We start from the raw sequence: 11995 nt of genomic DNA on the forward strand, positions 1-11995 counted from the left end.
TTTTCCTACCCGCCGTTCCCACCATCCCCGATGCCCAATCTCATCCATGAAGAAGATGATGGCCCCAGACCCTGATCACTGGAGCCGACCATGGACCCGACCCTGCTGTCTTTGTGTCAACGTGACGAGATGCTTGCCTTGCTTGCCGATGCGCGCCGGGCACACGCGCAGGGAGACCGGCAGGCCGGTTTTGTCGAGGCGTGGATGACCCAGGCCTTGGAAGCCATGGGACAGGTCACCACCGCTCCAGTAGAGAAGGCACCCAGCGCTCCGTATCCCGGGTCGCGTGCGGACACCAAGCTGTATTCGACCAGGCCATTGCTGGCGAGGAACCCTCCTAGCTCGGAACAGGCCTGACGCTGACGACAGGTTCGTCACGTGGCTCGCGAAAGCCAAGGCGCAAGCCCTTTCGGGTAACGTAGAACTCCCCCAGCACCCGGAGTCATGCCCATGTGCTACTCAGCCCAGGTCCACGCCGAGCACAAGAAGTTCCAGCGCACGACAGGCGCCAGCATGGACATCAAGGACTACGTGCGTCTGTTCTGGCAGGCAAGCGGCCCAGGTGACGGAGACAGACGCCCAAGGGTTCCGCGTGCGATGGAGATCGGCTTCCTGCGCGATGGTCCGACCGAGATCGCCGACCTGATACGACAGTGGGATGCAATCGAGGTCACAGCGCTGGAGCAGGAGATGTTCCGCCAGCGTCGCCGCGTGGCAGATGCCGAGCGGACACTGAAGATCCGGATAACGAAGAAGGCGCAGGAGGATGTGCGCATCGGTGGCAACAAAGTGGACCAGGCCAAAGCCCGGATCGCCACACTCAAGCGCACTGAACCCATGCCTTCGGATACCCGCATCTTCCCCGGCCACTATTGCCATGTACTTGTCAGCGAAGGCGGCCAGCGTGTGATACGCCCAATGCGCTACCAGTGCCGCCCAGCAGGCAAACCTTCCAGCTACGACAAGCGCTACCCGGGCACGTACAACGCTCGCAGGGACAATCTGAAAGGCTTCTGGAAGCACCAGTTCGGCCACACCCATGGCCTGCTAATCGCGGACGTGTTCTTCGAGAACGTCGAAGTGGAGGGGCAGAACAAGGTCCTGGCCTTCACCCCACGCACCGGCGAGCCGATGCTGATCGCCTGTCTCTGGTCACAGTGGAGAGATCCGAAGGGTGAAGAACCCGACCTCTACTCGTTCGCGGCGATCACCGATGCGCCCGAACCCGAAGTCGCCGCTGCCGGGCACGACCGCACCATCATCAACATCAAGCCCGAGCACGTGGATGCCTGGCTGAACCCGGACCCGGCCAACCTGGATGCGCTGTACGCGATCTTTGATGACCGACAGCACCCGTACTACGAGCATCGGTTGGTGGCGTAGGGCGGTATAAGGGCTCCTGATTAGCCCCATCCCTCAGCCATGAAAGTTGTTCGCCAAGCGCAGAACCCGCTCCGGACAAGGCTTGCAGCGCGTCAGCGCCGTCGCCAGCCGTGGCAGCATGTCGCGCAGGCGGAATCTGCGGTTGAAGCGATACGCAGCTTCGGCCAGGTAGCGACGCGCGTACTTGGCCTGACGCACCGCGTGGTACACGCCGCTGATGGCACGCTTGGCGTTGGCCAGCACCACATTCGCCCAACACGCGCCTTTGGCCTGCGTCGCGGCGCGACCACCGCCGGTGACCAATGTGGTGTGTGCGTGCCCGGCTTCTTCCAGTTGCCGGAAACAGGCCAGGCCATCGGTATATACCTCGCATTCCGGTTCCAGCCGGCGCTCGATCCAGTCCCGGAGCGACGCGTTGTCGAACGCCTTCACAGGTTCGATCACGGCGAAGACGGGGTATTCTAGGTTCTCGTCCGTCTGTACGGCGATGAGGAAGGGCTGCTTGTTCTCCGATCCGCGCCCGGGCTTGCCACCGTTGCGCTCACCGCCCAGGTAGGCGTCGTCGATCTGTACGAAACCCTTGAGTTTCCTGGGTTCTTCCCGCTCCAACATGGCCTGCATGATCTTGTGCTTGAGCCGCCAGGCGGCCTTGTAGTTCACCCCCAGGTGGCGCATGAGCTCCAGCGCCGCCATGTTGGTCTTGGTCGCAGTGAGCAGGTAGATCGCCTGAAACCACGTGGTCAGCGGCAATCGGGTGGAGGCGAGCAAGGTGCCGCTGGTCAGCGTGGTCTGATGGCGACAGGCGCGGCATTGGTAGTACACCGTCGCTCCACGCCGGAAGCGCGAGCGGGTTCGGCCCTCGCACTTCGGGCAACGAAACCCCTGCGGCCAACGCCACTGATACAAGGCCCGGTAGCACTTGGCCTCGGTGCCATAGCGTTGGATGAACTCGTTCATCGACAACCCGTGTTGGAACTGCACGACATTGATGCCCATGTCCCTCCTCCTGCGTGTTCGGCGGGGGCATCGTCTCGCAGCGGCGTCTCATATCCTGAGACGGCCGGCTGAGGGATGGGGCTAATCAGGTCGCTGTTAGGGGTGTTTGCGCGACTGGTGTATTTTTAGAAATACTCGGCCGGAGATTGGTTGGTCTGGTTCTGCCCTCATTCCGTACTTGCTTTTAGATAGTTTTAAGCCTTCTAATTATTTCAACCGGTCGCCTAGATGCGGAAGAACTCGCTGCCAAGATACTCACATCGTCATCAGGCGTAAGTGAGTTTATCTCTGGGAGGGCGTTGCTGGTGGCGATAATTGGTGCCTGCGATCTGCTGCTGGGCTGTATTAGTACAGCGTCATAGCACTGATCTACAAGTTCACTAATTACTCGTGGAGATGTCTCTGCTGTCAGTACGAGGCTCGAAGTATTCTTAGCGTCTTCAGTTCCCGAGAGGGATGGGGCGGACATGGGGCGCTGGATTTGTAATCCGTTATTCAAGTTATCTGAGTATAATTCTGAATTGATAGTTGGGCTTTTCGTCTCGATGGTGAGTCTCTGGGGGGTGCTCGGTGGAGTGTTGGGCTCTGATTCCGCATGCTTCTGGCGTGGATGCTGCGTCGATTTTGGTGTTGTTGGTTGGTCGGTTTCCGCAGGTTGTGTTGTGTAATTGAGCGTAACGCACGAGTGTACGCTTGGCTCCGCTGCATGGTTCTCCGCCACCCCGAGGTCGACGTCCATGATCGGAGCCTTTCGCTCAAGAGAGTCAGCTTGCGCTTGGGTCGAGGAGTTCAGCTCGTCGGGGAAGTAGGAGGCCTCGGAGTTTGTCTCTCTTCTGATCTTGGCGAGAATCTGATCCAGATCGTGTGGTTTATTCGTCAGCACTTTAAATGAGACTGTCGCGTAGCCAGCGGCAAAGATGGGGCCTGTGGCATCGGGACCACTGTCAATCCAGATTTTTGCGCAAGGGTATGCGCGGTTAAGTTTTGGGATGATATCCATTGGAGTCATGGCAGCCAAGCGAGCGAGTTCCGTGCTCGTGATCAAGCCATGATCTGCTGGAATCGAAAGGCCTTTCAGGCGAATTTCAATCTTTCCTTTCATTTTTTTCTGGTCCATTTTGTCCTTAATCGGTGATTATTCGACAAGTGCCGATGTTGCGAGAGTCTGCGTCGGAGTAAGTCAGTATGTCGCCGGGTTGGATTCGGTTGTTATATGCATCATTGGGAATAAATACCACTTTGCCGGACCGCAGGATGATCAGCTTCCCTCGTTGGACGCTCTGTGCGAATCTTTTATCCGGGGGGGAGCAGGTGCCGGGAATAATTTCCATCAGTGAGGGGAACAGCTGGTTGCGTGCTGGCATCGTAACTGTAAGCAGTGGTCCTTTCGCGGTGCCCCCCGTGATTTGATAGCTACTGGTTCGTGCGCACTTTTTTGTCCATGCGATGTAGTTGGTGTCTATAGTTGCCGCATCCATCGTGGTAATCCCATGTTGGTGGGCCAGCTGCGCTGCGACCTGTTGTGCTATAGCGAAATGGTTTCCATCGTTATCGGTTGTGTCGGAGCTATCCCCTGTAACGGTAATTAGTCTCGCTCGCGCCCATTTTTGAAAGCCATCGAGTATCGTGCATACGGCCCCTATCGGGGCTGGGGTTAATAGATCGGCACGGGTCAAAATTAGCACCCGGTCGCTGCTCACGTAATAGACATCACCCAAGTGGTGGCCGAAAAAAATGGTGATGAGCTGGCCCATAGCATGTGTTGATGTCAGCGCTTGCCGCCAATCTCGGTAAGATGCAGGCGGTCGCTGATCGCGTGTTGGTGCTACGGATGCCACGGCGATCATGTTGTGCTGCGAATCCTGTAGGTGATTTGCATCGAGTGGATAGATTTTATGCATTTTCGATTCTCCACATGGGTAATGGATGAGGGCCGTCGATCTGCGACACATGGTTGGAGGTACACCGCCTGCGGCGACGCGCGTATGCCTTCGCTGGATAAGGGAGGGGCTTTGGGTGGGTGGGGGGGGGCTGATGATCGGCATCTGCCCTAGATCTTGAGGCGCACGCAGCGGTCCACTGCGGCAGTGACTTACAGCTACATGCGATTGGGGCAAGTCCGCCCGTCACGAGCGCCCCCAGCAAGGTCGTACTTGGTTATCTCAATGTCGCAGTGCTGGCGACACGAGTGGGGGCTCGCGATTTTTTTAATCGGCAACGTGGTTGCCGACGCAGTCCATCACCGATCGGTGACGGACTGCTGATATCCAGCATTGCTGGAGCTCGGCGCTACGGATAGGTGCCGAGTAATAATCCCAGACTTATCGCCTCTGGGGGCAGGCGCATGGCGTGTACCTGCAAGAGAGGTGACGGATCATGCTGCGCTGGTTTTCGTATAGCACACGCTATCGCTTGGCGACAAGTGGCCGATGACAGTGCCGACCTCCGTTTGTCACTACGTGACTGGCCGAATCTCGAGACACAGATGGTGTTGCAGCGATACAAGCCGGTGTTGCGGTGGTCCGGTGCCGTCAGGTCAATCAGTCCTGATCATGATCCGGGATGCAAGCCTGATGACGGCCAGTACACGCTTTAGCTCAAGGCCGAGGTAGCGCAAGTTGTCCGCGTGCTCGACGTTGGGTCTAAGCAGTCGGACATAGTTGGTACCGCTGTCGTCGACATCGTCGACAATTTGGGCGGCACTGATGCCAGCGCGGAGAAGGATGGAGCGGAGTGCATCAGTTTGTCCTGGGATTACCAAGCGATCGCCATGGTGCCGCAGTCCATAGCGGTCGCACGCTGCCGCGATATCAATCAGGATCTTACGTACCCCTGTACTGTCTTTGTCGTACCAGTCCCACAATACCTCCAGACTCTTGCCAGCCTTGAGGCGCTTCAACCTGCGCCGGGGTTTGCTTGGATCGCTGACAAATCTGTGCTCATTCAGGAGGCGCCTGCCCAAGCGGTTTTCGATGGGTGCGAGCCCTTTTCGGATCGCATCAGCATCGTTTGGGTCACCTCCAGCAACCAAGAGGGCCTGTTCGAGGGAGCCCGTGTGGTGGACGTCCGTTAGCAATTGACCAAGAGACTCTGCCGTCCAGTTAGTACGCAGGAGGACCGGCCCATCATCGGCTGCTGGCTCAGGTGCTAGGTGCTGCGATTGAGTCATCGTCCCCGGACTTCTCGGCGCGAGTTGTACATCGAGCCATGCTAAAGCGGGCGCTCTTTCTGGGTTGCGCTTCGAGGTCGCGTAGAGCGCATGCCTCGATAGTCCCATCAGCGTCGCCAAGGTTGGGACGTTGAGATACCTATCGATGTCTCGACGGTCTATGCGGGAGGCAAGCAGCCACGGTAGGTGGTAGTACGATTTCAGGGTAGTGCTGGGACTTGCATGGCCAAGTTTAATGACTTGGCGCTGAAGGTCGCGGGGCAGTGCGAGCGACCCGCTGATGGGAGTGCACAATGAGGGAAATGTCTCTGGTCCTAGGGTGTCCTGATCAAAGCTATGAAGGAAGATGGGCGTTACAAGCTGCATCGCGACAAGGTGGCGAAAGTGATGCAGTCGAGGCCGTCGGAGCCCAGTTACTTCCCGGCATACCTCCAGACAATTGGTCTGCAGCTCTGCCCAGGCATCGGTGCCATGGGGCAGTTGGCGAGGGGCAAAGACAAAGGCTGACTCCACGCGCTTACCTGTGATGCGTTTGCGCTCCGTTTGAGCCCAGTCGAACAGGTCGTTGTTCATCGGTTGTGCCATCGAACTGGAAAGTCTGACAACGCGCCGTGCGGACAATGTCTTAAGTGCTCGGGACCGGTTGGGCCGCACGTGAATGGCAAGGTCTCCACCCTCCTTGGCCACATCACGCAACTGGATTCCGAAGGCCTCGCCCCGACGCAAGCCACCATGGGCTATCAGTGGCATGGCATACGCGGCAAGTCGGCTCAATCTGGCGCTGTCCGGGTCGCGGGAGTGGGTTGTCTGTGCTTGCGTGACCAGTCGCTTGAGTATCTCAGCTCTCTCTTGAGGTGTGATCAGACGCGCGTCGGCCAATGCATCGGCGTCCTTGCCGAGGTAGAGCCGGATTTCGGAAAGGTCCAGCTCTGGAAACCCGTGCCACCGAACTGCGTACGCGTGAAAGGACAAGAGGGCGGCCGCCGCAACGTGCTGCAATTCGGGCTTGCTTTCGATAACAGTCAGGTAGGCCTCTTCGAGCGCTGTCTCGTCTAGGTTGGCTGTGGATGCTTTGCCTAGAAGACTGACCAGCACTCCTCCGATGCGGGTTAAGTAGGTGCGGACGGTTGAGATGGCGGGCCGTGTGCGGCGGGCAGTCCCGTGTTCAAACATGTCGAGCGTCCAGCCAGCCAGCGCTCTAACGATGGGATGAAGGCAGTTCTGTGGATTACTCCATTGCAGTTGAGCATTGATCTCAGCTGCAACCTTGGCACGAGCGGCGGGAGTGTTGGCATTGGCTCCGGAAATCAGCTCTTGTGTGGCAGGCAGGATCGCATCGCGCTCTGGGGAAGGAAGGATGCCGCACAGGCGTAGGTACTGCGTACGTGCATTGCCTCGGCGGTCCGATGGGGGAGAGGCGCTATTGCAAGCAGTCTCAGGCTCGGATGCCTCCTCGGAGCGGTCAATCGTCCCGGGTGCATCTTGGTCGATGTAGGCGAGCTGCTCGATCTGGCTGGCGGAGGTGGAGCCGCCATGTTCGCGCATTGACAAGCGGGCGGCAGGAGACAGTTCGAATCGATTTGTGACGCTGACTGTCTCACACAAAGCGGACAGCACCTTGTTGCCTTGCGGCGCATGACCGGCAACAGCCCACGATGGCAGGAGATTGAACAGATACTGGTCCACCACCGACCACTCGGGAGTTGTCTGATCCTTGTAGCGGAAGGCGAGACGCGCGAAGGCAATGGCCGCAACTCCACGCAGTGCGATTACTTCGTGTGGTGCATCACCGAAAGGTACGAGGATGAGATCTTGGAGGCGCGCCGAACGCCGCAGCCTCCCTCGCCGCACAATGGCACCCCGAACCATGGATGGTGACTCGATCCGGCCAAAGATGATCATCGCAAGCGCAACATGGCTGCACGCGCTGTTCAAGTCGCGCCAACCCTGGGTGGCGGGCTTGGTGGTACCAAAGTGGCCACGTAGCGCATAGATTTGGCGCATGGCCTCACCCATGCCGGGGATGAATGCGTTGTCCAAAGGACGACGAACCTCGACAATGGGGCCGGGTGTCTCGGCTTGCTGCCCAGTACGTCGGTTCACAACGCGAGCGATGCGGCATACCGCGTCCGCGCGTGCAATTGCACAGGCAGTATCCACTGCGCTGTCTGCGTAGACGCGGTTGCGGATACGCTCGAAATCTGCCCGCGTTAGGGCGTGTGGGGTGCGGCGACTCTTGTCCGCGTACCGGTCGATGATGCCTGCAGCGACAAGCTCAGGATCGGTTTGGACGTGGGCGAGCGCCTCTGTGCGGATTGCTCGCAAGCGGGAACGCATTACTTCACGCCATTGCTGGCTCATAGTGCGCTGTCTTGCTTCGGCTTGGGTGATTGTGTCCGCCCAGGGTCGGAGGGGCGTCAGCATCCGCGCCTTCCAAGCTTCTTGGCAATCTGCACCTTGTACTACCCGCCAGCCCTGCATTGCTGCTAGGCGATCCCATTGATGGGCGACTTCATCCACAAATGCCCAGGGGTCGCTCGGGCTCGATCCGGAAAACGGGTAGCCAACTGCTTCCAAGTGGCCCATCTGCATGCTGACCAGCGCTGGGTGGATACCCTGTTCGATCGCATGGGTGCGCACCCAATGACGCCCCCAGTTGAGAGGCAAATCACGCCAAGCAGCAGGCAGCGACTGCTTCCACCGCCCCAAGTCAAGAGTCGCAGGCTGTAGATCTTTCGTTACGGCAAAGAGCAGTGGTGCAGTGCCCTCAAGGGTGTGCTGGACATGCTGGCGCAATTCAGGAAATTGCTCACCAAGTCCGAAAAGGTGCTCCAAGTAAGCCTCAAGTTGTCGACACAGTGTCGGAGGTAAAGCAACCAATCTTGGGTCATGGGCCGCATCGATGATCTTGTCCGCGAACAAGGCGGCTCCGACATTTCCATCGATCCAGATGTCGTGAATGGTGAGATTGAAGAGCGCCTCGGTTGGGCGGTGGGTTGCTACCGCAACGAGCATGCCGGCTAGCTGGTTCACCAATGCCGTGTGCACATCGCTGACGCGGCCCCTTGCAATGAGATTGGCGATGCCTTGGTGCAAGATGGAAGGAACGGCTCGTGCCATGCCACGAGCTGTGCCCGTAGAGGCTAAAAGGTGCGAGCCGATGCGCTCATCGTCGGTTGGCAAGCTAGGTCTTGGGAAGTTGGTTCCAAGCAGTGTGGTCTGGTATCCCCAAAAGATTTCACGCAAGGCTGCTTTGCGTGGGGCGTAGTAGGCTAACGGTGCAGTGGAAAGTCCTAGGGTGTCCGCACAGAGGAGTTGGGCGACCGCCACATCTCCGCAAAAATCGACTAGGTGTGGGGCGAGGCTGTTGCGTAAGCGTCCGGGCGTGAAGGATAGGCCGGTCTGCACGCGTATATGGCTGGCAGCTAGTCTCGCAGCTGCGTCTAGGTCCAGCGACGAAGTGCTGGCGAATGATGCGAGTTCGGGCTCAGCGGCGATCAGTGCGTCACGCAGTGGCGGGATCAATTGCAGGGTGAAGTCCGCCTGCACAGGTTCAAGGTGCTGCGCTTGCTCGGGTGTCGGCCGATAGTAGCTAGGGAGGGTGCTAGGCCTTGGCACCTGCCAGTACGTGGATAGACGTATGGCGCCTGCCGCGGCTGAGAGCCACTCAATTCGGTATGGGTCATGGCGGGCATCTGCGTCGTGGACAGTGACCACTGCGGGAAGAGTCGCTGTTGTGCGGCCCATGAGTCCCTGCACCAAGAGCGCGGTACTGCCGAGCCGTAGATCAGGCGCTGCATTCGGATCGCTGCAGATGCTAATGCAGGCATCAATCACTTGAGCGTAGGTTGCCAGGGGCAAGGCCGATGGATGCTCCGGGCACAAAAGGTGGTTGTTGCTGCGGGTTGCCTGCTGCGCTTGAAAAATCGCGACAGCTAGAGCGTCTGGGTCGCGAGGCCGCTTTGATAGCGCAGCCAGCGTGAGCGGCGGTGTAAGTTCGTCGGCCGGCTCATCAGGCAACAGCTTTGGCGCAGATGTGGGGCGGGGAAGGGTGTCGCCACGCGGCGTGCGTGTGATCGACACGATCTGAAAATTATTGTCACCTTCTGATGTGCCGAATGGACCTGGTTCACTGGTCTTGCGCTTTGGGTTGCCTCTGGGTTTCGGCGCATCCGGTATGGCTGACGGGGTTGGTTTTGATTCGGCGGATGCCTTGCGCAGAGTGGGCTCGAAATGGTCATGCCAAACCTTGCGAAGCACCGCATGGCTGCCGGTTGAGATGGAGGATGAGGCACGGATGAACTCGTCTAGGCTGCGAGCGTCCGCAAGGCCATCGGATGTCATTTGATCAAGGCCGGACCTCGTTGCGCCTCGGATGGCGCTGGCGAGCGCGGCTACGGCGGATACGCGTGGTTGGCCGCTGCTAGCCCAAAACCAAGTGCATGCGACGAGAGCGAGGCGGAGTGCGTCAAGGCTAGCTCGATGCGGCGAAAAGCTATCAATCTTGCACAACGTGGCCGATAGCAAGAAGTCGCCTACCAGTTCCGAACGAAGGCGGTTGTATCGCGCATGGCGAATCTGTGGTGATAGGCCGTCGTGTCGCTCGATCGCAGCCAATAGCTCCCGTAAGGGCTCGACTAGCGTGCTATTGGGGAGCAACTCGCCCGACCAACGCACCGCATCGGCTAGGCGCAAAATGGCGTGTAACAAGAGTGGGATGTGGTCAGCACGAGGGACTGGAAAGCACTGGAGTGATCGGCATAGCAACTGGTGCTGCTCATCGCTCAGTCCCCGAGCTACGGCCACGCTGCGTGCGATGTAGGCAGGGCCTAGATCCTTGAGTGCCATGGTGGTCGCACCTTGGTGTGCGTAGGTCAGGTGCTGATGATAGTAGACAGGTCAGATGCGTATGGCTAGTACATTTCATGATGAATTAAGATACGTAAAAGTACTAACGGAATGAGATTCGCCTATCTGTCTAAGTTGTTGACCATGGTACATGAGGTCACGTGATGTCGATTAGTACATCTTCATGCATCATTCGTGTGCCGCATTCGTAATGCGTTCCGGCACCATCTTCAAGCCCATGAATTTCATGGGCTTTTTTTTGGTTTTTCTCCGCTGAGAGCAGCGTCCGGAGAGCATGAAATGGGCACCGTGCCCATTTCGTGCCCATCCCGTGCCCATTTCGGGTCCCGTGATTTCATACGGTCGTTTGTAGTGACCTACGCATGCATCGCGATGTCGTGCCCATCTTCTTCCATGAGGAAGCACTGTCCGCACAGGTCACTCTGGGGCGCGTAACGCGCGGCCGCACTGTCGTGTTGCCGACTCAGGCCGTCAGCACCACACCCGGTTCGCCCGCTTCGACCCTGCCGATGACGCTGGCCGAGGTGAAGTCGTGGCGGCGGAAGATCGCCAGCACCTCGTCGAGGCTGTCCGCAGCGCAGGACACCAGCAGGCCGCCGCTGGTTTGCGGGTCGCACAGCAGGGCGCGGTCGATGTCCGAGATCTGTTCGTCGAGCTGGATATGCGTGCCATAGCTGGCCCAGTTGCGGCCTGAGGCGCCGGTGATGAATCCGGCGTCGGCCAGTGCTCGCGCGCCATCCAGCAGCGGCACCGCCGGCCAATCGATATGCAGTGTGCGGCCGGATGCGCGTGCCATTTCCCAGGCATGACCGCCGAGGCCGAAGCCGGTCACGTCGGTCATCGCGTGCACGCCAGGCAATCGCGCCAGGTCGGGGCCGGGCGTGTTCAGGCGGGTGGTGGAGTCGATCATCCGCGCATAGCCGGCGGCGTCCAGCGCTTCCTTTTTCAATGCTGCCGAGAAGATACCGACTCCGAGCGGTTTGCCCAGCACCAGCAGGTCGCCGGGCTGCGCGCCGGCATTGCGCTTGAGGTGGGCCGGGTCGAGCAGGCCGATGGCGGCCAGGCCGTAGATCGGTTCGACCGAATCGATCGAGTGGCCGCCGGCGATCGGGATGCCGGCATTGCGGCAGGCCTGCGCGCCGCCATCGAGGATGCGGCCGATGGTCGCGGTCGAAAGCGTATTGATCGGCATGCCGACCAGCGCCAGCGCGAAGATAGGGGTGCCGCCCATCGCATAGATGTCGCTGATCGCATTGGTGGCGGCGATCCGTCCGAAGTCGCCGGGATCGTCCACCACCGGCATGAAGAAATCGGTGGTGGCGACGATGGCCTGGTGGTCGTTGAGGCGGTAGACCGCCGCATCGTCCGAGGTTTCGGTACCGACCAGCAGGTCCGGCGGCACCGGCAGGCTGGCAATGCCGCGCAGGATGTCCTCCAGCACGCCGGGCGCAATCTTGCAGCCGCAGCCGCCACCGTGGGCCAGTGAGGTCAGTCGGGGTTCGCGGGTGGCGTCGGTCACGGTGCGCAGTCCTGATAGCTGTTGTGTCGGAGATTTCCACTTTAACTGCGAGACCACAC

Annotated in this window: 7 protein-coding genes; 2 read left to right on the forward strand and 5 right to left on the reverse strand. The window is 59.4% G+C overall.

Annotated features, from left to right (window positions below):
- Positions 1–90 precede the first annotated feature (90 nt).
- Together WDB66_RS05145 and WDB66_RS05150 are read left to right on the forward strand one after the other, a co-directional pair.
- Complete coding sequence (locus WDB66_RS05145) at positions 91–357, forward strand: hypothetical protein (protein ID WP_339397458.1); 267 nt, start codon at positions 91–93, stop codon at positions 355–357.
- Positions 358–450: 93 nt separating this feature from the next.
- Positions 451–1383, forward strand: coding sequence for an SOS response-associated peptidase family protein (locus tag WDB66_RS05150; RefSeq protein WP_339397459.1), 933 nt, complete (start codon positions 451–453; stop codon positions 1381–1383).
- A 33-nt stretch (positions 1384–1416) separates the two neighbouring features.
- On the opposite strand, the gene WDB66_RS05155 is transcribed toward WDB66_RS05150, so the two are convergent.
- The 5 genes from WDB66_RS05155 to selD form a co-directional block, all read right to left on the reverse strand.
- A complete protein-coding gene (locus WDB66_RS05155; RefSeq protein WP_339397460.1) occupies positions 1417–2379 on the reverse strand; it encodes an IS1595 family transposase in 963 nt (320 codons plus the stop codon).
- A gap of 184 nt (positions 2380–2563) precedes the next feature.
- Positions 2564–3481: a hypothetical protein gene (locus tag WDB66_RS05160; protein WP_339397461.1), complete on the reverse strand. Its 918-nt coding sequence runs from the start codon at positions 3479–3481 to the stop codon at positions 2564–2566.
- A gap of 22 nt (positions 3482–3503) precedes the next feature.
- Positions 3504–4280 carry a hypothetical protein gene (locus tag WDB66_RS05165; protein WP_339397462.1) on the reverse strand — a complete coding sequence of 259 codons (777 nt, stop codon included), beginning with the start codon at positions 4278–4280 and terminating at the stop codon, positions 3504–3506.
- Between the two features lie 635 nt (positions 4281–4915).
- Positions 4916–9892, reverse strand: coding sequence for a hypothetical protein (locus WDB66_RS05170; RefSeq protein ID WP_339397463.1), 4977 nt, complete (start codon positions 9890–9892; stop codon positions 4916–4918).
- A 988-nt stretch (positions 9893–10880) separates the two neighbouring features.
- Positions 10881–11936 (reverse strand): selenide, water dikinase SelD, encoded by a 1056-nt coding sequence (gene selD / locus WDB66_RS05175; RefSeq protein WP_339397464.1) that lies wholly within the window; start codon positions 11934–11936, stop codon positions 10881–10883.
- Positions 11937–11995 lie beyond the last annotated feature (59 nt).

Source organism: Denitratimonas organivorans, from assembly GCF_037478135.1.
Taxonomy (GTDB): domain Bacteria; phylum Pseudomonadota; class Gammaproteobacteria; order Xanthomonadales; family Xanthomonadaceae; genus Denitratimonas.

Coding starts and splice junctions, on each gene's coding strand:
- WDB66_RS05145 (WP_339397458.1), top strand. CDS start 91: ATGGACCCGACCCTGCTGTCTTTGTGTCAACGTGACGAGATGCTTGCC.
- WDB66_RS05150 (WP_339397459.1), top strand. CDS start 451: ATGTGCTACTCAGCCCAGGTCCACGCCGAGCACAAGAAGTTCCAGCGC.
- WDB66_RS05155 (WP_339397460.1), bottom strand. CDS start 2,379: ATGGGCATCAATGTCGTGCAGTTCCAACACGGGTTGTCGATGAACGAG.
- WDB66_RS05160 (WP_339397461.1), bottom strand. CDS start 3,481: ATGAAAGGAAAGATTGAAATTCGCCTGAAAGGCCTTTCGATTCCAGCA.
- WDB66_RS05165 (WP_339397462.1), bottom strand. CDS start 4,280: ATGCATAAAATCTATCCACTCGATGCAAATCACCTACAGGATTCGCAG.
- WDB66_RS05170 (WP_339397463.1), bottom strand. CDS start 9,892: ATGACATCCGATGGCCTTGCGGACGCTCGCAGCCTAGACGAGTTCATC.